Here is a 26,240-nt window from a genome sequence, read left to right as displayed (position 1 = left end):
GGACTAGGAAGTTCGCAGGATCTTCTCCATTTTCCTTCCCTTTGCCAACTCGTCCACCAATTTGTCAAGATAGCGCACCTGCTGCGTCAACGGATTTTCGATGGCTTCGATGCGGTGGCCGCAGATGGTGCCAGTGATCAAGCTGGCGTTGGGATGCAGGGTCGCTTCGGCAAAAAACTGGCGGAACGTCGCTTTGCAATCGATCAATCGCTGGAGGTCGCTTGCTTCAAATCCCGTCAACCAGAAGATGACTTGGTGCAGCTCCTCGACGGTTCGACCCTTTTTCTCCACCTTGGCAATATAGTGCGGATACACTTCGGAAAATGTCAGCTCTGCGATGCGTTCGTCGTGAGTTTGACTGCGTTTCATCAGCGTATTTCCTCCATGAGACCGATGAGATTTCCATCGGGATCCTGAACGGAGAAGAACGCGGGACCCTGTGAGGGAAAGGCATCGTCGCCTTCAATTTCCACACCCTGTTCTTTCAACTGGGCGCAGATTTCCCTGACATCGGTGAAGGATTCCAGGTTGGAAGCGGACTGATCCCAGCCCGGATTGAAAGTCAGAAGATTGCTCTCGAACATACCCTGAAAGAGTCCGATGAGGTGGTCGCCGTTTTTCAGGATGAGCCAGTTTGCGTCGATGTCGCCACCAAAATCCTCAAATCCCAGCTTTTGGTAAAATGCTCGTGACGCATGGATGTCCTTTACGGCAAGGCTGATGGAAAAGGCACCAAGGTTCATGAAGGGAATTGTTTCTCAGATGGCCAGATGTGCAAGTCGTACAGCCTGAAAAACGCCGGGTATGGTAGCGGTGCTCAAGGTGAGTGGCAGTATACCGCATTAGTGTTGGGTAGCGGGAGCATCTCGCTCGCAGGGATTGTGTAAACGAACTCCGTAATCTTCATCGTTCCGCTACAGCCGAAACTTTATCAACCTTATTCCCCAATTCGGGTAATCGGTCGATGGATGCTCAAAATTCTCATGGTGTTCAAGTTGTCTTTGCCACACAGACACATAGGTTGGTGGTATGGATTTGACGACTCCTGCCCTTTTGTTTCCGGCGATTTCGCTACTCTTGCTGGCCTACACGAATCGATTTGTAGTATTGACCGGGGTCATCCGCTCCTTTGCGTCAAATCGTGATGCGGTGTCGGGAGAGTTGGTGCGTCGGCAGATTGATTCGATGCGACGTCGGTTGACTCTGATCCGCAACATGCAGATCCTCGGAGTGGGAGCGTTTGTGCTGTGCACCCTGTCGATGGGCGGACTTTTTCTCGATCAGGAGGTCATCGGAGAAGTGCTGTTTGGTGCAAGCCTGCTCGCGCTGCTGGGTTCCCTGCTGTTTTCCCTGTTGGAACTCAAGGTCTCCACCGAGGCCATCAATCTCGAAATTGACCGCATCCGCTCCGGGGTTGATTCCAAGCCAGGATCAAATCCTTGATATAATTCCAGCGTCAATGGGAGAGGAACTCGCTTTCTTGAGAATGGGGGCTTGAAATCTGGAGATCATGGACCTAGGGTCTCGCCGGTTTTGGCCTGAGAGCGCTTCTTGAATCTGTCGCAACCCTTTCATGAATCCCCGTTTCTTTTCACTGCAACGCTTGTTGGATCAAACGGTTCAAGGCATATCCGAACGCTACCCTGATCAGCTTCCTGGCTGGAAGGAGCTCATTGCCCTGCAATGGGGCTGGGGAAACTTCGGCTTCATGGCCAGCATGAGCTACCTGCGAAAAGTGGTTGCTGCGGCGCATGCGGTGAATGGCCCGATACTTGAGTGTGGCAGTGGTGCGACGACCCTGCTCATGGGCATGGTGACGCGATCCCGAGGCATTGAGATCTTCAGCCTGGAACATCATCCGCGTTGGCATCAGAAAATGACCCGCACCCTGCAGCGCTACGGCATGGATCATGTGCAGGTATTGCAGGCCCCTTTGAAGGATTTTGGTGACTATGACTGGTATGACGTCGACAAATCACGCATCGCTTCGGGCATTCAGCTGGTGGTGTGTGATGGCCCTCCGGGCAATATCAAGGGCAGTCGATACGGACTGATTCCGGAAATGAAGGTTAAGCTTGTGGATACCTGCACGATCCTGCTCGACGATGCGAACCGATCCAATGAACGCCGCGTCATGGAGAGCTGGAGATCCCTGCACGGCTTTGACTATCGATTGGAGGGAATGATCCAGAAGTTCGCGATGGTGAATCGCATTCTGGACTGAGTCAGTCTGTTTGAAAAATGGGTGATGGCTTATGGAACATGAGAAAGGTAGATGCGGGCGACCTTGTCCGCCACTTCCTGGATGCCGTAACCATCGGTCATGATGCCAATACCCGCCTGCTTGTAGATGGCCTCGCGCTGTGAAAGCAGGGACTGGATGCGTTCGCGCGGATCGTCCACCTGCATGAGTGGGCGGTTGGGGTCGAGCGCGATGCGGGAATAGATCGTGTCGACACTGGCATAGAGCACAAACACGATGCCCACTTGTTGCATGCGCTGGAGCAATGAGGCATTGGTGACCAGTCCGCCTCCAACCGAGATGACCGTGCGGTGATCGGGTTGCGCGGATTCAATGAATTGACGTTCCAGTTCGCGAAAGCCCGCTTCTCCCTGCTCACTGAAAATCTGAGGAATGCTCTGCCCGGTGTGGGATTCGATCCAGTGGTCTGAGTCACAGAACGGCATGTGAAGCTGTTGGGCAACGCGTTGTCCCACCGCACTCTTGCCCGTACCCATAAAACCCACCAGATAAAGATTGGGAGCGTCGTTGGGTAGTTTCAAAGGGGATTGAGATGGATTGCTCATGGCATGGTGATCGGGCGTCGGATGTTTGTTAAGCGAAAGACCGCTCGAAGCGCAAGGAAGGAGTGGAAGGGGAAAGTCGAAAGTTGAAAGTTGAAAGTCGAAAGTCGAAAGTTGGAAGTTGAAAGTGAAAAGCTAAGTTGAAGGTTGAAGAGCGGGATTGGGGCGGCAGTGGATTTGGGATGCCGAATCGTGAATACTGAAAGTTGCGCAACGGTGTGGAGTCGGGAATGAAAAAATCAAGATTGCGAGTGCAGCGAAGCTGATGCATGGTATGGGAGTATGCAACAGGATGCAGTAGAGGTGTTCGTCAAAGTGCCGGTCCAGCACACCAGCGGTTATGCGCTGTTCATTGGAAACGATGAAAAAACTATCATCATCTACGTGGATGCAACCACGGGCGATGCGATCCGCATGATCCAGAACGGTGTGCGCAAGGAGCGCCCGCTCACGCACGATCTCATGGGGTTCATCATGCAGGGCTTTGGAATTGAGGTGAAGCGCGTGCTGATCAATGAAGTACAGGAGAGCACCTTTTATGCGCGACTCACGCTGGAAATGGAAAATGAACTGGGAACGAAGATTGTGGAAATCGATGCACGCCCCAGCGACTCGATCACGCTGGCTCTGATGACCGGGAAACCCATTTTCATGGCTCGCAAGGTGCTCGACAGTGTGGAAGACATGACCGAGATCATGGAAAAAATCATCAAACAACAGGGCTAGAAACCACAGGGTGAATGGAGGCTGCCAGGCAGGTCAACTTCAGGGATCTACCGCGTGTTACGGACTTGTTTGTGAACCCACATTTTAACTCAGAATTTTATGTATACCGGAATCGTTCAGGGAAAATTTCCCCTTCTCGCCGTCGACAAAAAACCAGGACTGCACTCGTTGTGGATTTCGCTGCCTGAGTCGCTGACGCAGGGACTCGAACGCGGTGCCAGCGTAGCGATGGATGGCGTCTGCCTGACGGTCGCTGCGATGGAGTCACAGCGCATCCGTTTTGACGTGATGCAGGAGACACTCTCGCTCACGACCCTGGGCAGCCTGGAAGCAGGTTCGTTGGTGAACATTGAACGCTCTGCCAAGGCAGGGCAGGAGATTGGAGGTCATCTGATCTCGGGGCACATTGACACCCTGGCACGGGTCGTGTCGATACAGCGTCCGGAGAACAATTGCGTCCTGCGCTTTGCAGTCGATCCAAAGTGGATGCGCTACATCTTTTCCAAGGGGTTTCTTGCCATCAACGGCTGCAGCCTGACCGTGGTCAACGCGGACAAGCAGAGCGGAGAATTTGAAGTGTGGCTGATTCCCGAAACGCTTGCGCTTACCACCTTTGGTGAAAAACAGGTCGGCGATGCCATCAACATCGAAGTAGAGCGTCAGACTCAGGTCATTGTTGATACCATCACCGATCTGCTCAAAGATCCGGATTTTCGGAAGGAACACGGGATCCGTTAAACACTTTTCGAACCCTTTTCGCGCATGGAATCGCATCTCAAGAAAGCCATCGCATTGCAGCGCAAGGGAGACTTGAAAGGTGCCATAGCGGAGATGCATCAGGCCCTTCGCGGCTCGGTGTGTCATGCACCCAGCTATCAATTCCTCGCAGCACTCGAAGCGGCAGGTGGACAGCTCGACGCTGCGCGGGAGTCACTGCAGCGAGCGCTGGAGTTGGAACCGGAACGTGCGGACTTTTGGTTCAGTCTGGGCAATTTGGAGAACCGTCGCGGCTGCCTGCCCGAAGCGGTTGAGGCCTATCAGCGCTGCCTGCATCACCGCTCTGATCACCTGCAGGCGAAGGTGAATCTTGCCTTGCTGTTGCAGCGCATGGAGCGCTGGGACGAAGCACTCGAACTGGCGAAACAAGCCGTTGGCATGGCACCCAAGGAGGTCAAGGCATGGTTGGCGCTCATGGGAACTCTGGGGTTCCTTCGACGATTTGAGGAAGGACTGATGCATTGTGACTACGCACTGAAGCATTTGGGTGAACAGGCGGAGCTGTTGCACATGCGTGGAAATTTGCAAGCGGCTGTCGGGGATGCAGAGCAGGCGGAACGATGCTACCGCCGTGCACTCGAGCTGACACCCGATGCCCCTGCGATTCGGGTATCACTTGGAGATTTGCTCGCGCAGAGCGGGCGCGCAAGGGATGCGATTGCGTTGCTGCAGCAAGCACTTGAAAAGCAGCCAGGTTTGCCCGATGCCACACATCGTCTGGGCACAGCTTACCTGTCGGCGGGTTTTCCGGCGGACGCCGTGCAGACTTTGCTTCCAGTTGTGCAGCAGCACCCCGAGCGCATGGACGCATTTGATGGCTTGATCCTTGCGGCACACTACCTCGAAGATACGGACGAGTTGGAACTCTTTGACCTGCATCGCCAGTGGGCTGCTGTTCATGCACAACCCGTTGCATCCCCAAGAACGGTTGCGAGGAATACAGCCTCCAAACACTTGCGCATCGGGATGGTATCGCCGGATTTTCGAAATCATTCTGTCAGCCGCTTCATGACGCCGCTGTTGCGCCACTTGCCTGGTGCAGGTGCTGAGGTCATCTGTTACAGCGATGTGAAGCGGACCGATTCCTTTACAGAGCGGTTGCAGGCCATTGGTGGGGAGTGGGTGTACTGTAATGGCCTGACCGATGAAGCCTTGGCACAGCGCATTCGCGACGATGCGATTGATGTGTTGGTGGATCTTGCCGGGCACACGGGGAACCATCGCCTGCGCGTCTTCGCGCGCCAACCAGCTCCGCTTCAGGTGAGCTGGTTGGGTTACCCCAATACGACGGGATTGACAACGATCGATTACCGATTGACCGACGAAATTGCGGATCCACCGGGGCGAAGCGATGCGCTTTCCACGGAAAAACTGGTGCGCCTGTCCGATGGGTTTCATTGCTTTGAGCCACCTCTCGATCTGCCAAAACCCGTGTCGACTCCTGCTCTGCAGAACGGCGTTCTCACATTTGGCAGTTTCAACAATCAGGCCAAAATCAATGCCCTGACTCTGCGGCGTTGGAAGCGGGTGCTCGACGCGGTTCCGGGTTCGCGCCTGCTGCTCAAGAACCAACAGCTGAGCGATGAACGCAACCGTGAGCACTGGAATCGCGTATTGCAACAGCTGGGACTGGAGCAGGAGCGTGTCGAGATGATGGGGTTTCAAAGCGATCTCGAATCCCATTACCGAAGCTACGAACGGGTAGACATCGCGCTGGATACCTTCCCCTACAACGGAACCACTACGACATGCGAAGCCCTCTGGATGGCAGTGCCCGTGCTCACGATAGCGGGTGATACGCAGCGCTCACGCACGGGCGCGAGCCTGCTGACCCATGCGGGGCTTGCGGACTGGGTGGCGAGCGATGAAGCGGAGTTTGTAGCCATTGCGCAGCGATGGGCGAGAGATGTGCAGGCGTTGAATGCCCTGCGACTGTGCCTTCGGGAGAAGGTTCAGGCATCTGCGATTGGGGATGGACCCGCTTTTGCGGAAAAATTCCTGAAAACCCTGCAGCAATTGTGGCAGGGTGGGGTGGAGCATTGATCCTCCACTGCCTGTTCCCCGGGATATTGCACGGATCAGGCGATGCCCAGACGCTGTCGGCCTTCCTGGGAAATCATGTGCGGAGTCCAGGGTGGATCCCAGACGATTTCGACGGTGGCAGACTCGACGCTTGCCAGGGCTTCGATCTTGCGCCGGGCATCATCGGCGATCACCGGACCCATGCCGCAACCCTGGGCGGTGAGCGTCATCTTGACCGCCACGCTGTAGGTGTTCTCAGAAGCGGGCTGAAAACTCAAATCATAGACAAGCCCAAGATCCACAATGTTGATCGGGATTTCCGGATCGTAGCAGGTGCTCAGGGCATCCCAGAGTTGCTGCTCCGAAAATTCACCCTCGCTAACGGCAGGTGTAGATGCTGTGGCGATATCAACTCCCCAGGCTTCCTTGAGCACGGGTTCGAGTTGCTGCAACTGCGAGCCATCAATCCGGTAGAGGATGCCCCTGGATTTGACCGTTAGGGAACCTCCGAGGTTCTGAACCAGCTCAATGTCGGTGCCTGCGGGCAGCGTACAGGCATCACCGGCAGGGATCACGGTTGCTTCGCAGTCGATGGGAAGAGAAATCAGGGAATCAGCCATGAATCAAGCATGCAGGGAATTTCTGCAAGGTGCAACCGGTTGCAGCATTTCAACGGAAAAATCTGGAAATACGGATGGGAACTGGAAGGGTTTCGTGCAAGTGCACTGGCTAGAACCGCATCTGTTGCCAAACCTCGAGGTAGCGCTGCAGGTGGGATTTTCCATTGGCGATTTCGCTTTCGAGTAAGGCCTGTACCTGCTCAAGTTCGGCCTCGTAAGCAGCTTCGTCGAGCAGTCCGGAGAAGTGGGCAACGCGTGCCCAGAGCAAATAAGTGGTGAACGCGTCGTATTCGTTGTAATTGACGATGGCTTCAAGATCTCCGCAGAGCCACAAGTCTGCGACAGAACCACCGGAGACATCAATTTTCCCGGGGATTCCGCTTGTGGTGGCGATCTCGTGCAGAGTGGGCATCTGGTTGCTCCAACCCAGCAGCGGACCCAGATCGATGTGATAATCGCCATGCGCGGAAAAATAGTCGGCGCCTTCCCATGGCTTGTCGGGACGCTTGGCCCAGCCGTGACTGCTGAGACCGTGCACGATGCTGCGATTGACGATGATGGGCAGATCAGAGCGCAGGGAGTTGTAGCCGACGAGTTGGGGCTGTCGCTCTGAGAGCGAACGGTGCAGACCCTGAAGGATCGCCTTTTCGCTGCAGAGTTCGGGGTTGTGAGGATCGTTCGGCAGCGAGACCAGACGCAGGTTTAGCTCGCCTGAGCGCTGTTGTTCCCGGTAGATGCCACAGATCGACACGATGCGACTGACCGTCAGTTTGAGAAAGGGTCGGGGTTTTTCTTCAGTGGCACCGCCTTCTGCCCAAAGTTTGCGAAAGGCATTTTCAATGCCCTGGCGCGTGCTGATGTCTACACCGTAGAGTCGCTGTGCTGCGTCGGGGTCGGGAATCCATTCGATGTCGAAAGCAAAGAGTCTGGGGAGGATGGTTTTGATCACGGTGCAGAGTCTGCAGACTGGAGTTCAGGATGTAAAATGGAATTTACCGCTTCGCCTCACGACGGAAACGAAAGGATTGACGGCGGGTGCAAGATACCCTGCGGTGAAGGGGAGTGTTCGGGTGGTGGCCAGCGTACGCATGAACCGCCACCGAAACTCACTGGAAATCTTGCTCAGACCTCGCATCGTCTGATGAATCTGAGCGAAACCCAATCCATGCCATCATGAATCTCTCTCACGAACTTGAAGTGGCCCTGCGGGCCGTGCACAAGGCCGCATCGGTCTGTGTTTCCATTCGTAGCTCCAGTGCTTGTGAAGCGGCCATTTCGAAGCAGGATCGCTCTCCGGTCACGATCGCGGATTTTGGGTCACAGGCTGTCATCATTCGCGAACTGTTGCAGGCTTTTCCCGAGGCTGCCATTGTGGCTGAGGAGGATTCCGGAGAAATGGAGCCGCTGCGCGGAACTGAGCTGGGGCAGCAGATGGTGCAGGCTGTGCAGGCGGTCGCGCCGGATGCAAGCTGGGAACGGATCACGACCTGGGTGGATCGCGGCAATGCAACGGGGGGTGCGCAGGGGCGATTCTGGACGATTGACCCGATCGATGGCACCAAGGGATTTTTGCGCAACGAGCAGTATGCCGTGGCGCTTGCACTGATCGACAACGGCATGCCCGTGCTGGGTGTGCTCGCCTGTCCGAACTATCCCTTCGGTGGGTTCGGAGTTGAGGACGCGCAGAGCTGCGGCGTCGTGTTTGCTGCGGTGCAGGGAATGGGTGCCCGGGAGCTGCCACTGGGCCAGCTGGATTGGGAGCAGGCCGTGCCCATTGGCGTGAGCAAACTCACATCGGCGGGGCAGGCACGGTTGTGCGAGTCCGTTGAGAGCGGACACTCCGCGCATGGTGCTGCAGCAGCGATTGCGCAGCACCTGGGAATCAGCGAACCCTCCCTGCGCATGGACAGTCAGTGCAAGTATGGTGCGGTGGCGCGCGGCGATGCATCGATCTACCTGCGCCTGCCCACGTCTGAGAGTTACCGTGAGAAAATTTGGGATCATGCAGCCGGTTGGAGGGTCACCCGCGAGGCCGGGGCTGAAGTCACCGATGTTCAAGGGAAATCACTCGATTTTTCCCTGGGCCATACGCTGGCTCAGAATCGGGGAATTGTGGCTGCCCCTGCATCCATTCACGCAGCCGTCATTGCTGCCGTGCAGCAGGAACTCGAGGGTTGAGCGGACCGCAGCTGCAATGCAGTGGGATGCAGGCAAACTGTGGCGTGAACCGCATTGAGGCTTGGAATCTCAAGCCCGATGCCATAGGTCGTTGCAGATGACTGCTGCGCTTCAGCCCCGCCCCGATGTGACCGATCCGGATGCCCTGCTCGAATGCTTCCTCGCGTATGTGGAGGCGCAGAGTCTGGAGCTGTATCCTGCGCAGGAGGAGGCCATCCTCGAACTCTTCGCCGGGAACAACGTGATCCTGAACACACCGACCGGTTCCGGCAAATCCCTGGTTGCGGCGGCGATGCATTTTTATTCGGCCTCCCGTGGTCGACGTTCGGTTTACACCTGTCCGATCAAGGCGTTGGTGAACGAAAAATTTCTCGCCCTCTGCCGTGCGTTTGGACCCGAACATGTCGGAATGATGACCGGGGATGCGAGTGTCAACCGGGATGCTCCCATCCTGTGCTGCACGGCGGAGATCCTCGCGAATATTGCCGCGCGCGATGGGGAAGCAGCCGAAGTGCATGACGTGATCATGGACGAGTTTCACTACTACGCGGATCCGGAGCGCGGGGTTGCCTGGCAGATCCCTCTGCTGACGCTGCCACAGGCCCGCTTCCTGCTGATGTCGGCAACACTGGGTGAGACCCATTTTTTTGCACGTGAGTTGGAGCGTCTGACGGGGCAGGACTGTTCCATTGTCAGCCACCAGGACCGGCCTGTGCCGCTGGAGTTCAGCTACTGGGAGGATCTGCTGACCGAGGCTATTGACAAGCTCAAGTCCAAAGGTCAATTGCCTGTGTACATCGTGCATTTCACACAGCGTTCTGCATCGGAGACCGCGCAGAATCTGCTCAGTGTGAATGTGAGCAGCAAGGAGGAAAAGGCACAAATCCAGCAGGAACTTGAGGGCGTGCAATTCAGCTCCCCCTTTGGCAAGGAGATTCATAAACTCCTGCGCAGCGGTATCGGGCTACACCATGCGGGGCTGCTGCCCAAATACCGCGTCCTGGTGGAAAAGTTGGCGCAGAAGGGGCTGCTCAAACTGATTTGTGGGACGGACACACTTGGAGTGGGGGTGAATGTGCCGATTCGCACGGTCCTGTTCACGCAGCTCTGCAAGTTCAGTGGCCGCAAGACCGCTACCCTGACCGCGAGGGATTTTCATCAGATTGCAGGTCGAGCGGGGCGCAAGGGATTTGATGATGTCGGTTATGTAGTCTGCCTCGCGCCGGAGCATGTGGTGCTCAACAAACGCATGGAAACCCGTGCGGCGAACGATCCGAAAAAGAAGAAGAAATTCGTGCGGAAAAAACCGCCGGAGCGCGGATTTGTGAATTGGAATGCGGACACCTTTCAGCACCTGCAGCAGGCGCGACCGGAGCCGCTGGTTTCCCGTTTTCAGGTAAATCATGGACTGCTGCTCAACGTGCTCAGCCGCAAAGGCGACGGCTGCCGCGCGATGCGTCAGCTCATTCGCGACTGTCACGAACCCGAAGGCAACCGGCGCGCACTGAGGCGCACCGCATTTCAGCTCTTTCGCTCCCTCTTGGAGCGCAACATTGTGGAAATCCTGCCAACGGGTGAACAAGCACAAGGTGCGCCTGCCCAGAAGCTGCGTGTCAACGTGGAGTTGCAGGACGATTTTTCCCTCAACCAGACCCTGGCACTCTATTGCATCGATACCCTGGCCCTGCTCGACATGGAAGCGCCGGACTATGCGCAGAAAGTGGTGAGCCTGGTGGAGTCAATTCTGGAAGATCCGGACCTTATCCTGCGCCGCCAGCTCGATAAGTTGAAAACCGATGCCATGGCGGAGATGCGGGCGCAGGGTGTTGAGTATGAGGAACGCATGGAGCGGTTGGAACGCATGGAGTATGCCAAGCCGGAGCGCGATTTCATCTACGATACCTTCAATGCATTTGCACGCGAACACCCGTGGGTGGGGCAGGAGAACATCCGCCCGAAGTCTATCGCACGAGAGATGTTTGAGACCTACAGCTCCTTTGCGGACTACGTGAAAACCTATGGACTGATGCGCTCGGAGGGGTTACTCCTGCGACACCTGACCAGTGTGTATCGCGTGCTGGAGAATACACTCCCCCCTCTTTACCGGACAGAACCTGTGGAGGACGTGATCCAGTATCTGGATCTCCTGATCCGCAACACCGATTCAAGCTTACTGGATGAGTGGGAGCAGTTGCGGGATCCGGACTATGTTCCGGCAGAACGCGACGTGATTCCTCACGCGGAGCCGCGTCCGGTGGATCTGACCCGGGATCGGCGCGCCTTTCAGAAACTCGTTCGACAGCGCATTTATGCGGTTGTGCGACTGTTGGCGAACCGGGACTACATCGAGCTGCATGAGAGCTGCGGAGCAGAGGCGCTCGTGGATGTGGACGATGTGAATCGCACACCCATCCCCACTGCACTCGAGGCGAAAATGCAGCCCTTTTTTGAGGAGCGCGGATGGATTCGACTCGACCCCGAAGCACGCTCGGCGGAGAACACGCGCTTTGATACCGAGGATGAACCGGGAGTATGGCGCGTGGAACAGATTTTGGTCGATGGCGCCGATATGAACGACTGGGTGCTCACGGTGAAGGTGGATCTGGAAGCCAGTCGCCAGGCTAATGAGGTGCGACTTGAGCTGGTGTCGCTGGGTTGCGGGGATTCTGGGATTTCCTGATGCAGATGCGGGGTGGGAAATTTGAAATTTGAGATCTGAGATAGTCAAATTTGAGATGATTGCATTGGAGATTCGCATGCTGCAAATTCGAGATCAGGCATGGGACATCCTTGTCACGGAACTGTAGCGGAATTTGGGAAAATTCCGAACTGAGAATCTGCAGAGCTGAAATGCAGGGGGTTCGCCCTACGGCGTCCACTCAAGCACGCGCACCATCTGGGGAGGCAGGGTCTCGAGGGTTTCCGCCTGACCCTGTCCGACTGCTTGCAGAAAGAGATGCAATTCGTGATGGTATTGCCATCGGAAGGGATCGAAACTGGGTTCCCACCGTCCCATGTTTTTGTCGTGCAGCAGTTGGGTTGTCCATTGCAGCTCAGGCAAGTCGGCCTGGGTGAGGCAGACGGCATTGGCGAAGGACTCGTCGCGATAGAGCAGGGCGATGCGCGTCGTGTTCGCGTGGGGTTGCCAGAGCAATAACTGTGGGCGGCTGATTGGGATGCTGCGCGAGCCGATGCCCTCGAGTTCAAAGTCGAGCGTTCGCTGTGTGGCGGTGCTGTGATGCCAGGCACCCTTGTGCTGATAGATCAAATGGAACTGCGTCACTGCATCGGGGTGTTCGCGGTAATAAGTGGCAATGTAGGGGTTACCCGAGGAGTCGGTGCTCATGCTGGTCTGATTGATCAAGTTGCTGCCTTGCGGGATGGGATGGATGACCTCGGCGTTGGAGAGTCGGATCGGCAGATCATAGGTACTGCCATTGCTGCGCTGCCAGCTGAGGCCACCGTCCGGGGAAACGGCGTAGGAGAGATCGTGGTTGGAGGCGACGTTGGGGGTTTCGCGCCAGACCCAGCTCAGGTGGATGCGATCCTGTGCATCCAGGCAGAGTTGCCAGTAGGCGTTGCGCACGCCCTCTCCATCAATGAGCAGACTCTGCAGGCGCTGCCAGCTGGCTGTGTCGACATCGTAGCGGTTGAGCACGAGGTTACCGTTGCCCGAACCGCCCTCGCGATAGGCGAAGAGCAGGTCTCCGTTCGAGAAACGGTAAAATTCGGGGTAGCTGACAACCTGCTCGTTGCGTGCGACCATGGGCAACGATTGTGATGGAAAGTCAAACCCGTAGGGTTCCAACGAACGCGTGTAGCGCAGCGGTGTGTTGTGGTGATCCCAGCTCAGGTGAAGGTATCCGTCACCATCAAGCGCGAGACTGATGCTGTTGTGCGCGTCATTCACATTTCCCTGAAATGCAGTGGTATGCAGCTCCCAGCGTTCGGAGTCGAGACGGCGGCGCGCAAGCACAACACGCCCCTCTGCATCGTAGTAGGCAGTGAACTGCCAGTGGGCGTCCGAGATGATGGAATTTCGGCGAAAGATGGGGGCGTTGACACTGTTGCGCGCCCACCCCGGCCCGACATCAAGTACAGTTGGCGGCGGTGTAACGGTCCCGGGCACTGTGGTTTGGCTGGCAGCGTGCAGCAGTGAGAAATCCGACAATGCGACGCAGACGAGTGCGATGTGAAGCAAGGTGACTGATTTGGGGTGGAGCACGGGGAATTTCATGACGGGGAGCTAGGCTTTGTGACAGTGAGTTCAGTGGAGTTTTGTGGAAATGCAGGACTCCTTACCACGGGAACGAAACCCGATTCAAGGTTTACAGTCTGCAGGATTTCCGGACAGTTCGATGATTGACTCGATTTGAGCACGATTCTTGAATGAGCAGTGAGTTGCAGCGGAAATGACTGCAACGCGTTTGACCTATCCCAACCCTGATTTGTTGATTATGAAAATTGGCGTCTTAGCTCTCTGTGCGCCCGCACTTCTCGTCGGAATGCATACCCTTTTCTCCCAGGACTGGCAAGACCCTCAGGTCTTTCGAATCAACAAAAACGAGCCGCACGTGACCAAGATGCCCTTTCCCGACGAGGAGATGGCGCGCGGATTGAGCCGCATGGAGTCGCCGTATTGCAAGCTGCTCAACGGCGACTGGAAGTTTCACTACGTGGGCCATCCCGATGCGCGACCAAAGGATTTTTATGAAACCGATTTTGATGACAGTACGTGGGACCGCATTCCGGTTCCGTCAAACTGGCAGATGCAGGGCTATGGCATTCCGCTCTACACAAACGTCGTCTATCCCTTCAAAAAGGATCCGCCATTGGTGATGGGCGAACCGGAAGAGCACTACACGCACTATCCGGAAGCGAACCGAAACCCGGTGGGTTCCTATCGCCACGAGTTTGAGGTGCCGGAGGCTTGGGACGGCAGACGGGTACAGCTCGTCTTTGAAGGAGTGGACAGCGCATTTTACCTCTGGGTAAATGGAAGCAAGGTTGGCTATTCCCAGGACAGTCGCACGGCGGCGGAGTTTGACATCACGGATTACCTGAAATCTGGACGCAACCAGCTCGCGGTGGAAGTATACCAATTTTGCGACGGCTCGTATCTGGAGGATCAGGATCTTTGGCGCCTCTCCGGTATTTTTCGCGATGTGTATCTCTGGTCGGCACCCCTGTTGGATCTGCGGGACTACACCATCGTGGCCGATTGGGATCCCGCAACCTCTCTGGCAAGCCTGCAGGTGGATTTTTCCTTTGCCAACCATGTGAAGGAATCACCCACCTACCAGCTCACCACAACGCTTTGGAATGGGGAGCAAATGCTCGCCGAGACGGAGCAGCAGGGCAATGCTTTGAACCGCAAACGCGTGATTGCGGTGATGCAGGATCTGAACGTGCAGCCATGGAGTGCGGAGACCCCGCAGTTGTATGATCTGGTGATCGAACTGAAGGGACCGGACGGGACGTCGACGTTTTATGCCTCGAAGGTTGGGTTTCGACGTGTCGAGGTGAGCGACGGACAGATACGGGTGAATGGGCAACCGGTGCTCTTCAAAGGGGTGAACCGTCACGAACATGACCCTGCGACCGGTCATACGGTTTCGGAAGCGCGCATGCGTGAGGACATCCTGGTGATGAAGCGCCTCAACCTCAATGCGGTGCGACTGTCCCACTACCCGCATCACCCCCGGTTTTATGAACTGTGCGATGAGCTGGGACTGTATGTGATCGACGAGGCCAATATCGAAAGCCACGACATGGGCTGGCAGGTCAATCCGCTTGCGGAAGACCCCCTGTGGCTTGACGCACACCTTGACCGGATTCGCAACATGGTGGAGCGCTCCAAAAACCACGCCAGTGTGGTGATGTGGTCGATGGGTAACGAATCCGGTGATGGGGAAAACTTTCGCAAGGGTGGGGAGTGGATCCGTGAACGCGACTCAACGCGACTGGTGCATTATGACCGTGCGAGCCGTCAGCCCTACACCGACCTGTTTTCCGAAATGTACACCTCGGTGAATGATCTCGAGCGCTACGCACAGGAACAGGAGGCTCTGCCACCGCACCTACAGCGCCCAGCGGTGCTCTGTGAATACAGTCATGCCATGGGTAACAGCAGTGGCAACCTGAGAGAATACTGGGATCTCTTTCGCAAGCACCGGAATTTGCAGGGTGGTTTCATCTGGGATTTTGTGGATCAGGGGTTGTGTGACCCGGCGCAGGATGCAGCGACACGGGATGCCAAAGACTTCAAATATGGCGGGGACTTTGGAGACTTTCCCAATGATGGAAGCTTCTGTTTGAATGGCCTGGTCATGGCGGATCGTTCGCTGAGTCCACAGGCTCATGAAGCGGCCTACCTGATGCAGAACCTGCACGTGAGTCTGCTTTCGAGTCAAGAGGGCGTGCATGACATCGAAATCTACAACGAACGGTTCTTCGCCGACAGTTCGGACCTCGAATTGGAGTGGGTGCTGACTCAGGATGGTGTCTCCATCGATTCGGGTCGCATTGAAGTGCTCGACATCGCACCGCAGCAACGAAAGGTGATGACCTTGGAGACGGCCATGCCCGAGCACGGAGAGTTGCTGCTGCGCGTCGGATTTGTGCAAAAAACGGATTGTCCCTGGGCGAAAGCTGGGACTGAGGTAGCACATGATCAGCTGGTGCTGCGATCCGTAACGCCATCAGCGCTTCATGCGACTCCTCCTGTGACTGCAGAAGGAGCAGAAGTGGTGCTCAGCGAAGAGGGAGAGACACTAATCCTGAAAGCGGGTAAGCTTGAGGCAGTGATCAACTCTTCGAGGGGTTGGATATCCGCGTTGCGGCGTGATGGCATCGATTTGCTGGATCAACCACTGCAACTCAATTTCTGGCGTGCACCGCTGAACAATGAGCGTGGCTGGAAGATCGAAGAGCGCTGCGCGGGATGGAAGGAAGCTGGAGCAAACGCCAAAGTGATCGATGTGCGTCAGGTGCTGGAAAAAAGCCTGGCACGGGTTGAGGTCGATCTGGAGATCCCAATGGGATCGTCACGGGCGACCCTCACTTATGCGATGCACGCAGCTGGGGCTTTGGATATTGAATTGCTGCTGCACCCGGATTTGGGTGAAAGTCCACTGATCCCCCGCATCGGGTTGCGAACGCAGGTCTCCCGAGATTTTGCGGCAACGTCCTGGTATGGTAACGGTCCCTTCGAAACCTATGTGGACCGTAAGGCTGGTGCGTGGAAGGCCGCATTCCATATGCCCAGCGATGCGCTATTTCATCGGTATACCGATCCGCAGGAGAGCGGCAATCGCACCGAAGTACGCTGGGTGAATCTGTCGGCGAATGATGGACGCAGCTTTACAGTGCGTGCGCTTTCGGGGGATGGGTTCGAATTTTCCCTGACCCCCTGGACTCAGGAACAAATTGAAGAAGCAACTCATGCCGTGCAGTTGCCCGAGAGTCACGCCTACAGCTTGCACCTGGATCTTGGGCAGAGTGGGGTCGGTGGTACGAATTCGTGGGGAGCACTCCCCTTGGAAGGCTACCGATTGGGACGCTTTAAGAGCTATCACTACCAGTTTCGAATCGAATAGAATGCATGGAGTTGGTAGCGCGGAATCGCAGACCGTTTGCGGCACCCTGACAGTTTCTTCAATTTTCGAACAGTTTTTCTTGGGTAAAGGTTCGTTTTGACGATAACCCTATAACGTTTAATCTGTTTGTGTCACTTCAGCGGACGTGACCTACCCCATTCTATAATCGATTTAATGTACGGCAGGCTGCATTCCATCCTCCTGAGACGATGTGTTTGGATCGCACTGGCGGTGTTCGGATTTGCGGGAAATCTTGTTTCCCGTCCGATGCCGGATTTTTCCAAATTTCTGCAGATCACAACTGACCAGGGGTTGCCTGGAGAGACCATTCGCAGCATTGAGCAGGATTCCAACGGGCTGATCTGGATTGCAATCGAAGGTGTCGGACTGGCGAAATACAATGGGCACGATTATCGACTCTACCAGCATGATGCGGCAGATCCGACCTCGCTGAGCAACAACAACGTGGAGGAGCTGTTTATCGATTCCCGGAATCGTTTGTGGGTCGGTACGATGCTCGGTGTGAACTGCTTCAATCCAGAAACGGAGACATTTGAGCGATTTGTGGCGACTGACTCTGCAGCTAATGCTCTGTCAGGCAATACGGTGTATGCCATTGAGGAAGATGTGAACGGAGTTCTCTGGTTTGGAACGGAGCGCGGGATCTTTTATTTCAATGAGAGCCAGGAACGTTTTGTCAGTGTTGGCTATGAAGTGGAAGGACAGCCTGAACGACGAACTTTACCGCTGGTGTATGGAATCTATTCGGATCACCGGGGAATCCTGTGGGTTGCTAGCTCAGGTGGACTGTTCAGGATTGATCCCAACACTGGAGACTGTCAGCGCATCAAGTGTACTGCACAGCGCAGCGGAGGAAAAAAGCCGACAGAGTTTTTTGCGGTTTGCGAGGATCTGCACGGTGGACTCTGGATCGGAACCGATTTGGGGTTGATCCGCTACGATTTCAATTCGGGTGAAGACGCGTTCTTCAACCTGTCCGAGCATGGAAGGGAACCGAAAGAATCCGATGTTTCCTGCATGCTGCTCGACAGGCGTGGATTCCTTTGGGTGGGCACCTGGAATGCGGGTCTGCGCATTATCGATCCCGAAAGTGGGGAAATGGTGGGACGTTATGATGATCCTCGTATTTCCAAAGGGATGCGCAGTAATTTCATACGGGACCTGTATGAGGATAAGAATGGATTGATCTGGATTGGTACCAAATTTGGCGGCATCCACCTCTATGATTCCCGTCGGGAAATGTTCAGGCATGTTCAGGGTTCGCCCTGGTTTGAAGACGGATTGAAGGACTCGGCTGTCTTTGCGCTCGCTGCACAGGGAAATGAACTCTGGGTGGGGACCTTGTATTCGGGAGCCTATCGCTACGACCCGGAGACCGGGGAGAGCGTGCACTATGCTCCCAAAACCGAGCATAGCCACGGTATTGTTGCCAGTCGGGTCGAGGGCATACAAGTGGAGGATCCGCAGAACGTCTGGCTGTCCACGCTTGGTGGGTTGACCCTGATTAATCCACAAACGAATGAGATTACCAACTATCCTTTTGGGGTGTGCCGCAGCATATCGCCGATTGGGGATGGGCAATACCTCGTTGCAACCTCAAACGGGGTTTATTTCTTTGATCCGTCGAGTGGAACTTTTGATTCGCGCTCCCCGGCAGGACGGGAAAGCCTGAGTTTACTTGCTGAAATCGACACGCGAACCCTTTTCAGGGACCGCAGCGGCAGTATTTGGATTGCCACCTATCTCCATGGACTGTGGCGATATGATCCGGTCCGCGATCAGCTTGAAAAAATTACACTCTTTGCCGAACAAGGGACTAAAGCCAAACTTCCTCAAGTGCGCACACCCCGGTTTTTTGAGCAAGATGAACAGGGGAAACTTTGGATCGGTACTCGACTGGAGGGGTTGTTTGGAGTGGATCCTGAGACGCTTCAGGCTCGTCGGTATGGTGTAGAAGATGGACTGCCAACACAGTCGATCTACGGAATTGTGACCGATACCGATGGCACACTTTGGTTGTCGTCAAACCGGGGTATCATTCGCTTCAACCCGGAATCATCCGAAGCCGAAGTGTTCGATATGGCCTATGGGATTCAGGGTATGATTTTTGAGAATCACAGTGCTGCTCAGACGGAAAATGGCTGGATCTTTTTCGGTGGGGCCAATGGTTTCAATCAGTTCAAACCGGATCAAGTGAGACGGCTTCGCTATGAAGCACCATTGGTGTTCTCATCGATCCGAATAAATGGGGAAGATCGCTTCCGTAACGGAACGGAGGTCCCGGAGTTGATGCTGGAACATCATGAGAACGTGGTCAGCATCAATTTTTCTCTGCTCGACTACAGTTTTCCAGGTTCAAACCGCTACCGATACCGTCTGTATGGCATTGACGCCGATTGGATCGAATCGGGATCCCGAAATGCGGTGCGATATACCTCCATCCCCCCTGGGGAATATCGATTTGAAGTTTATGGAGTGAACCCGAATGAATCTGATTATTCTCACGGGGGCAAAGGCTCATTTGCGTTTACCGTTCTAAACCCCTTCTGGAAAAAGGCGTGGTTTCGCTATGTTGTGTTGCTAACCCTCCTGATGGTATTGATTGCCATTCACCTCAGCGGCATCCGTCGTGAGCGTGCCCAAAAGCAACGGCTCGAGGCTCAGGTTGCAGAGCGCACGGGAGAACTTCAGCGTGTAAACGCACAACTTCGCGAGCAGAAGGAACAGTTGGCGTCTCAGGGGAGGGAGATTGAGCATCAAAACCGGCAACTGTTGCTGAACAAGACGGATCTTGAAAAGACGGTCAGGGAGCGAACGCTTGAGCTTGAGACCGCAAAAGAACGGGCGGAGAAATCGGACCGCCTGAAATCTGCCTTTATTGCGAACATGTCCCACGAAATCCGAACACCGCTGAATGCGATCATGGGATTTTCCCATCTCATCGCGGAGGAGTCGGAGGGGAATCCTGAGTTTGAGGAATATGTGCAGCGCATTGCGGAGAACTCGGAGATGCTGGTGCATTTGCTCGATGACATCATCGATTTTTCGATCATTGAATCGGGCAACGTGAAACTGGTTCTGACGGAGTTGGATGTGGTGGAGTTTGCCGAAAGTCTCAGCGTTGATTTTGAGCAGTATGTGCGTGAACGTGCATCGGCTGAGGTGCAATTCCGGTTTGACAACCGCTTGCCGCCGGACGCCATACCTGTGGTGATGACGGACCGCATCCGCTTGCGTCAGATCCTCTCCAACTACATTTCAAACGCCTGTAAGTTCACCGTGCGTGGTGAAGTGGTATTGGGGGTCGAGATGACGGACCTTGCCAATCTGAGGTTTTGGGTCGCCGACAGTGGACGTGGCATTCGTGAAGAAGACCAGGTGGCGGTCTTTGAGCGATTTTTTAAGGTCGTGGATGGCGAAGGAGCGTTTATTCCCGGAACGGGGCTGGGTCTGTCGATCTGCAAAAGCCTTGCCGAACATCTCGGGGTGGAGTTGGGCTTGCAGTCGACACCGGGCAAGGGTTCTGTATTTGAGGTCCGGATGCCCATCCATGGCGTAGGTTTGACTGAGGGAGAACTGCATGGAAAGTCTGTAGAGGAAAGTGTGTTATGTAACGCACCCGACTGGTCGGACCGTCTCATCTTGGTGGCCGAGGACATCGACCTCAATTACATGCTGATCTGCAAAATTCTGGAACCCACCGGAGTCACTGTCATTCGAGCCAGAGATGGAGAAGAGGCGGTGCGCTTGTTTGAGCAATGTGACCCTAAGCCGGACCTGTTGCTGTTTGATATCAAAATGCCAAAACTCACGGGTGTGGAAGCCCTTACCCAAATTCGAAAACTGTCACCAGACATTCCAGCCGTAGCCCAAACCGCCCATGCCATGGATACGGAGGTACACGAAATCCTTGGGCAGGGATTTCAGCAGTGCATTACCAAACCCTTCCAGATCGAACGTTTTCTCAGTGTCATTGCTCCATTCATGGAGTGAACCAGCAGATGCCGGATTCTCCCGAATCCGCCTGCAGGCGGCAGGGTTACGGCCACAAAGATGTTCCTGAAATGATGGGGATCCTGTATTGATGGAGATACGGAAACGATGGGGAATACGGCTAAATTTGAGGATACAGAATGCCAGATTGGAGATGCAATCAATGCATCCGTAGCGGAATTTGGAAAAATTCCGAAATGGGGATCTTCGAGGATTCGGGAGATTGCGGGTTCGCCCTGAGAGACGGATACCGAATTCTTCCGAATCCGGCTACAGATGGGGGGATCCGGCTACAGGTGGAGTACGGTTGCAGGTGGGGTACGGTTGCAGGTGGGGTTACGGTTGCAGGTGGGGGTTACGGTTACAGGTGGGGTACGGTTACAGGTGGAGATCCGGTATGTTCAGGATGTTCAGGTCGGGATACGGTTACGATGGGGATGGGTGTGTTCAGGTTGGATGCGATATGCTACGAACTTGATGTGTGGAATGCTAAGAATTTGAGATGATCGGAATGCAGATCCGGTATGCTTGAATTTGAGATTCGCTATGCACAATCGGAGATCGGAACGGTCAATCGAGGTCCACGGTGATGGTGGCGGACTGCATGCCCTCAGCGTGGGCGTGAATGGTGATGGGTTCGGTTGCACCGGGAGCGGCACGCACGATGAGCAAGGCCTTGCCCGCCCAAAGGCTTTGGGTGGAGCTGTGGAAGGACTCAAATGAGAGTGGATTGCCATTGCCGGTACCAGCGAGCTGCCCCATTTCGCAGATGTCAAAGGCAATCTCGTGCATTGCGGTTGGACAGGGGCGTCCTTCGGCATCGATTAACTCGACGGTGATGAACACGAGTTCGTCCTGTGAAGCGTTGATGGACTGCCGGTCCGGACTCAGGCGAACAGATACCGGGTCACCCGTGGTTTCGACGGTGCTTTCGGCGATGACTTCACCATTCTTGTAGGCAACTGCTCGAAGTTCTCCGGGTTCATAGCTCACCTCATTCCAGCGCAGGCGATAGTCGTAGGTGACGTCAAAATAGTCGGACTCTACCGCTTCGGGAAAGATGGCGAGTTCGCGCAGGGAGACGGAGCGGTTACGGTCTTCCTGCATGACGCGCTCGAACTGGATGCGCAGCAGCTGAAACTCTCCCTCAACTGCATGATAGATGCGCTCTGGACCTCCCCATTGGGGAATGGAGCTGGTCGGTTTTTCGAGCAGAAAACGCCAGTTTTCTCCATCCTCACTTCCCCAGACCGTGTAACCGTAGTATTTTTCGGGTTCTCCAAATTGCAGGGCGAGGTATCCGACGGTTTGCGCTTCACCAAAATCAAAGATCAGGCGGTCACCAGGGCCGGGCTGAGCACCATTCCAACGGGTTTCCGGGTCACCATCCCGAAGGGCCTGAAGGGCATCGTTGGCGGGTTCACCGTTGAGCGTGAGCTTGGCAGAGTCGAGGAGATTGGCGGGGCGATCAGGGCGCTCCCCCTTGCGGCGCATGCCGAGGGAATTTCCATTGAGGAAGAGTTCGGCACTGTCTCCGTTGGTATAAACGAAGACCGGAACAGTTTTACCAATGCGGTCGGGCCAGTTCCAGTGGGGAAGGATGTGCACACTGTTATGATCGGGCCGCCAATGGCTTTGGTAGAGGTAGAAACGATCCTTCTTGAACCCGCACAAATCGACGATGCCAAAATAGGAGCTGCGTGCGTGCAGATCGTAGGGCGTTGGTTCACCGAGGTAGTCGAATCCGGTCCACACAAACTCTCCGTGTACCCAGTCATCCTGCTCCATCAGCTGGAATTCCACATCGGGAATATCGGACCATGCGGCTGAGCCGAGGTCGTAGGAACTCATCTGATGACTGTCGAGCGTATCGGTGTGACGCACTGGCAGCGGGAAGGCATAATACCCACGCGTGCTGAGAGTGGAGGCGGACTCGCTGTAGTGAATGGGTTTGTCGGGGTATTGCTCGCGAAAGGTGGCATAGCGGCGAGCGTAGTTCCAACCCGTGAGGTCGAGTGCGTCAAAGTTGCCGCCGTAGCTCAGGCTGGGAATGTGGCAACCCAGTGCAATGGGGCGGCTGTCGTCGGCCTGCTTGGCAAAGGCGGTCATCATGGACACATTTTCGGGAGTAATGCCCATTTCTCCGCCGAGCAATTCATTGCCAATGGACCAGACGATCACGCTGGGATGGTTGCGGTCACGGTAGATCATCGCCTCAAGGTGACGCTTGCCAAAGGTGTCGAGTGGCGGATCATCGACTGCTCGGCGACCTGCGGTGGCCTCCCATTTATCGAACGCTTCGTCCCAGACGAGCAGCCCCATTTCATCGCAGAGTTCAAGCACTTCCCTGGCCGAAGGGTTGTGCGCCGTGCGAATCGCGTTCACGCCCATGGATTGCATGATCTCGAGCTGGCGTCGGGCTGCAGAAGTATTGAACGCGGCTCCGAGCGGTCCGAGATCGTGATGCAGGTTGACGCCCTTGAGTTGTACCCGACGACCGTTGAGATAGAATCCATCATTTGCGGTGAAGCGGATGGTGCGCAACCCCACGGGAGTGGTCATCGCATCAACCCCCACACCGTCGAGCAGCAGCTCACTGTGCAGCTGGTAGAGGTGCGGATCGTCAATATCCCAGCGACGCGGATTGTCGATCATGAGTTCAACCTTCGTGGTGGCTTGCGAATCGGCGGAAAGCTCAAGGGTGGTATCGGCAGAGGCTATGGTTTCGGAACCATCGCGCAGGGTGAAACGGATTTGAACGGCGCTGTTTATCTGCCGATGATTTTCCACAGTGGCTTCGACGTGAAGCAGGTCCACGCGTTCGGGATCGGCAAGACGCGAGAATACCCCCCAGTTGGCAAAGTGAACCGGTTGAGTGCTCACAAGCTGTACCTTGCGGTAGATTCCGGCGCCTGGATACCAGCGGGAATACCACTCGCGTGTATCCACTTCGACGACCAGCAGGTTGCGTTGCCCAGCGCGGACATGCGGTGTGAGGTCGATGCGAAAAGGCGTATATCCGTAGTCCCATTGACCCGCGAGTTCGCCATTGAGATAAACCTTTGCATTGGCCATGACCCCGTCAAAGTCGAGGTAGTGTCGCTGATCGGCAGCGGTTTCAGAAAACTCAATACTGCGGCGATATCGCGCAATCCCCTTCCAGGGCAGGCGACCCGTGCCGCCATGCACATCGGGAGTGGTGTCGAACGGACCCGCAATTGCCCAGTCGTGTGGCACGGTGACTGCCAGCCAATCGTCAAGTGGCAGGTCGGGATTGAAGTCGGTTTCCTGAAGTTCTCCATGCTGAAAATACCAGCCGTCGGAGAGCGTGGTGACGGTTGAGGCACTCAGTTTCAGGGCCAGCAGAACGGTGAGCAAGGTGCAGCACTGCAGTGGATTGAGGTAACGTTTCATGATGTGGATGAGATGTTGCGGGATGTGCTCGAAGAGAGTGAAACTTATTCCGTTAGAGTGAAAGCGAAATGGGAGTATTGGCAGGCAGCAGCAGTTCTTGCCGGGTATCCCGGTAGACCACGGTTACGCGCTGATCCGCTTGCGCAGTCAGGATTGCGGATTGCAAGGTGCCCTTTTCCCATTGCAGATCCACCTGGATCGCACCGCGCGCCATGAGGCCCTCCATGCTGCCTGTGGACCAAGCCTCTTCGGGAAGTGCTGGCAGCAAGCGCAACAGGGGATTTCCCGTCGTGTTGGTTTCGTGACTTTGCAGCAGCATCTCACAGATTCCGGCAGTGGCCCCGAAGTTTCCGTCAATCTGGAACGGCGGGTGGGTGTCGAACAAGTTGGGCAGGGTGGAGTGCTGAAACAACTGCTGCAGATGGTGGTGGGCTTCGGAACCCTTGTGCAAGCGCGCCCAGAAATTGATCACCCAGGCTCGACTCCATCCGGTCTGTGCGCCACCGTGTGCCAGACGATATTCCAGGGATTTTCGGGCGGCCTCGAGCAGATCCGGAGTTTGTTCCAGGGTCAGCTGATCACCAGGGTGCAGGCCATAGAGGTGGGAAATGTGACGGTGTCCCGGTTCGGGTTCGTCGTAGGCTTCTGCCCACTCGAGCAGGCGACCATCGGGACCGATTTCTGGAGCCTTGAGATGCTTGCGCAGGGTGAGGTAGGCATCATTCCACTGGTCGGCTTGCAACACCTTGCGCTGGGCGGTGTCGGCAATGGTGAGCATTTGCCAGGCAATCATCTGATCCATGGTGGGAGCCATGCAAAAGAACCCTTCGGTGCCATCGGGCAGGGTATATTTGTTTTCGGGGGAAGCAGACGGTCCGGATACCCATTTCCCTGTTTCCGGATCCTGCACGAGCCAATCCATCACAAAGCGTGCGGAACCTTCGATCACTGGCCAAACGGAAGCAAGGAAGGCTTCGTCCTGTGTGAAGCGGTAATGTTCCCAGAGGTGGGAGGTCATCCATGGTCCAGCCATCGGGAAGTGACCCCATGTTGCCCAGCCTCCCGGCACTGTGGAACCCCAGACATTGTGCAGGGTGTGCACCGTCCATCCACCACAGGCATGCTGGATGCGTGCTGTCTGCTCTCCGGGTGCCACCATGCCACGGATCAGGTCATTGAGAGGCTCGGCGCACTCAAAGAGCTGCAGCACTTGAGCGGGCCAGTAATTCATCTGCACATTGATGTTGGTATGGTAGTCTCCGTTCCAGGGCGTGTAGTAGTTCCAGGATTGCTCCTTCGCATCCCAGATCGCATCGGACCACAGTCCCTGAAGATTGGCGGGCAGTGCCCCGGGACGGGAGGAGGCAATGAGCAGGTATTTGCCAAAATTGAAATAGAGCTGATCGAGCACCGGGTCGGGACTGCCCTCGATCACACGCTGCAGGCGCTGGTCGGTGGGCAGCGGGGCGGCGGGGTTGGCACTGTCAGGATAGAGCTTGAGCGTGGTGCGCTCGTAGAGCGAGCGGTGATCGTGAACATGCCGCTGGTGCAGGGTGCTCCAGTCGGATAGATCGAGTCCGTCGAGAGTGTGCGTCACAGTTGTCACGGGATCGTCATTGCTGAGAAAGTTGGGATAGGAGAGCATCCCGGCGTAGTTGGTGGCGGTCGTGATCCAGAGAATCGCTTCGTCAGCACCACTGATCGAGAGGGAGCCATCCTCGAGGGATTGGATCGTACCTTCCCTCAGTTCAATGGAGAGCAAGGTCGCATAGCGCAGCCCCTCAGCCCCATACGGTTCCTGCATTTGTCCACTTAGCAGGATGCGATTTGCTGCAGGATGACTCACAGTGGCAGAGGTCTGTGGGCGCCGCAACGAGACCGTGAAGTCGAGTGCGCCCTTCTGGTCCGCACTGAGGCGAATACCCATCACCTGGTCGGGGAAACTGCTGAAAAATTCGCGCTGAAAGTGGATACCCCTGTGGGAGTAGGAAATCCGCGCGGTGGCATCGAGCAGGTTGAGTTCGCGCCGGTATTGCGATGCTGAGTCGTGGGGAAAGCTCAGGTACAGGGCGGCCAGCATCTGGTA

Annotated in this window: 17 protein-coding genes; 9 read left to right on the top strand and 8 right to left on the bottom strand. The window is 55.7% G+C overall.

Annotated features, from left to right (window positions below):
• Nucleotides 1-3: 3 nt before the first annotated feature.
• Together ABQ298_14380 and ABQ298_14375 are read right to left on the bottom strand one after the other, a co-directional pair.
• Complete coding sequence (locus ABQ298_14380) at nucleotides 4-369, bottom strand: DUF2200 domain-containing protein (GenBank protein MEQ9825569.1); 366 nt, start codon at nucleotides 367-369, stop codon at nucleotides 4-6.
• Nucleotides 369-743 (bottom strand): VOC family protein, encoded by a 375-nt coding sequence (locus tag ABQ298_14375; protein ID MEQ9825568.1) that lies wholly within the window; start codon nucleotides 741-743, stop codon nucleotides 369-371. The genes ABQ298_14380 and ABQ298_14375 overlap by 1 nt, the downstream gene beginning before the upstream one ends.
• A gap of 286 nt (nucleotides 744-1,029) precedes the next feature.
• Here ABQ298_14375 and ABQ298_14370 point away from each other — a divergent pair, with 286 nt between their 5' ends.
• Nucleotides 1,030-1,443, top strand: coding sequence for a DUF2721 domain-containing protein (locus tag ABQ298_14370; GenBank protein MEQ9825567.1), 414 nt, complete (start codon nucleotides 1,030-1,032; stop codon nucleotides 1,441-1,443).
• Nucleotides 1,444-1,573: 130 nt separating this feature from the next.
• Nucleotides 1,574-2,224, top strand: a complete 651-nt coding sequence (locus tag ABQ298_14365) for a hypothetical protein (GenBank protein ID MEQ9825566.1) — start codon at nucleotides 1,574-1,576, stop codon at nucleotides 2,222-2,224.
• Between the two features lie 29 nt (nucleotides 2,225-2,253).
• Here ABQ298_14365 and ABQ298_14360 read toward each other — a convergent pair whose 3' ends face one another.
• Nucleotides 2,254-2,808: a shikimate kinase gene (locus ABQ298_14360; protein MEQ9825565.1), complete on the bottom strand. Its 555-nt coding sequence runs from the start codon at nucleotides 2,806-2,808 to the stop codon at nucleotides 2,254-2,256.
• A 279-nt stretch (nucleotides 2,809-3,087) separates the two neighbouring features.
• Here ABQ298_14360 and ABQ298_14355 point away from each other — a divergent pair, with 279 nt between their 5' ends.
• The 3 genes from ABQ298_14355 to ABQ298_14345 all read left to right on the top strand — a co-directional run bounded on the left by ABQ298_14355 (nucleotide 3,088) and on the right by ABQ298_14345 (nucleotide 6,351).
• Nucleotides 3,088-3,531, top strand: coding sequence for a bifunctional nuclease family protein (locus tag ABQ298_14355; GenBank protein MEQ9825564.1), 444 nt, complete (start codon nucleotides 3,088-3,090; stop codon nucleotides 3,529-3,531).
• Nucleotides 3,532-3,630: 99 nt separating this feature from the next.
• Nucleotides 3,631-4,269, top strand: a complete 639-nt coding sequence (locus ABQ298_14350) for a riboflavin synthase subunit alpha (protein ID MEQ9825563.1) — start codon at nucleotides 3,631-3,633, stop codon at nucleotides 4,267-4,269.
• 24 nt (nucleotides 4,270-4,293) lie between these two features.
• Entirely contained in the window at nucleotides 4,294-6,351 is a 2,058-nt protein-coding gene (locus ABQ298_14345) for a tetratricopeptide repeat protein (GenBank protein ID MEQ9825562.1), read from the top strand.
• Nucleotides 6,352-6,386: 35 nt separating this feature from the next.
• Here the strand turns inward: ABQ298_14345 and ABQ298_14340 are convergent, their stop codons facing one another.
• Together ABQ298_14340 and ABQ298_14335 are read right to left on the bottom strand one after the other, a co-directional pair.
• Complete coding sequence (locus tag ABQ298_14340) at nucleotides 6,387-6,950, bottom strand: iron-sulfur cluster assembly protein (GenBank protein ID MEQ9825561.1); 564 nt, start codon at nucleotides 6,948-6,950, stop codon at nucleotides 6,387-6,389.
• Nucleotides 6,951-7,059: 109 nt separating this feature from the next.
• Nucleotides 7,060-7,899: a hypothetical protein gene (locus ABQ298_14335; GenBank protein MEQ9825560.1), complete on the bottom strand. Its 840-nt coding sequence runs from the start codon at nucleotides 7,897-7,899 to the stop codon at nucleotides 7,060-7,062.
• A gap of 224 nt (nucleotides 7,900-8,123) precedes the next feature.
• Between ABQ298_14335 and ABQ298_14330 the strand changes: the two genes are divergently transcribed.
• On the top strand, nucleotides 8,124-9,128 hold the full coding sequence (locus ABQ298_14330) for a 3'(2'),5'-bisphosphate nucleotidase (protein MEQ9825559.1): 1,005 nt from the start codon (nucleotides 8,124-8,126) through the stop codon (nucleotides 9,126-9,128).
• A 97-nt stretch (nucleotides 9,129-9,225) separates the two neighbouring features.
• Nucleotides 9,226-11,808, top strand: a complete 2,583-nt coding sequence (locus tag ABQ298_14325; GenBank protein MEQ9825558.1) for a DUF3516 domain-containing protein — start codon at nucleotides 9,226-9,228, stop codon at nucleotides 11,806-11,808.
• A 186-nt stretch (nucleotides 11,809-11,994) separates the two neighbouring features.
• Here ABQ298_14325 and ABQ298_14320 read toward each other — a convergent pair whose 3' ends face one another.
• On the bottom strand, nucleotides 11,995-13,365 hold the full coding sequence (locus tag ABQ298_14320) for a BNR repeat-containing protein (protein ID MEQ9825557.1): 1,371 nt from the start codon (nucleotides 13,363-13,365) through the stop codon (nucleotides 11,995-11,997).
• Between the two features lie 268 nt (nucleotides 13,366-13,633).
• On the opposite strand from ABQ298_14320, the gene ABQ298_14315 reads away from it, so the two are divergent.
• Together ABQ298_14315 and ABQ298_14310 are read left to right on the top strand one after the other, a co-directional pair.
• The gene (locus ABQ298_14315; protein MEQ9825556.1) at nucleotides 13,634-16,726 is read left to right on the top strand and encodes a glycoside hydrolase family 2 TIM barrel-domain containing protein; all 3,093 of its coding nucleotides are present in this window, start codon (nucleotides 13,634-13,636) and stop codon (nucleotides 16,724-16,726) included.
• Between the two features lie 174 nt (nucleotides 16,727-16,900).
• Nucleotides 16,901-20,740 carry a two-component regulator propeller domain-containing protein gene (locus tag ABQ298_14310; protein ID MEQ9825555.1) on the top strand — a complete coding sequence of 1,280 codons (3,840 nt, stop codon included), beginning with the start codon at nucleotides 16,901-16,903 and terminating at the stop codon, nucleotides 20,738-20,740.
• A gap of 570 nt (nucleotides 20,741-21,310) precedes the next feature.
• Here the strand turns inward: ABQ298_14310 and ABQ298_14305 are convergent.
• Both ABQ298_14305 and ABQ298_14300 read right to left on the bottom strand, forming a co-directional pair.
• Nucleotides 21,311-24,154: a glycoside hydrolase family 2 TIM barrel-domain containing protein gene (locus ABQ298_14305; protein MEQ9825554.1), complete on the bottom strand. Its 2,844-nt coding sequence runs from the start codon at nucleotides 24,152-24,154 to the stop codon at nucleotides 21,311-21,313.
• A 52-nt stretch (nucleotides 24,155-24,206) separates the two neighbouring features.
• On the bottom strand, nucleotides 24,207-26,240 hold a 2,034-nt coding region (locus ABQ298_14300), incomplete at its 5' end, for a glycoside hydrolase N-terminal domain-containing protein (GenBank protein MEQ9825553.1).

The sequence above is a fragment of the Puniceicoccaceae bacterium genome, assembly GCA_040224245.1.
Taxonomy (GTDB): Bacteria; Verrucomicrobiota; Verrucomicrobiia; order Opitutales; family JAFGAQ01; genus JAKSBQ01.
Note: the sequence above shows the minus strand (reverse complement) of the source record. Positions and strands in the feature narration are given on the sequence as shown.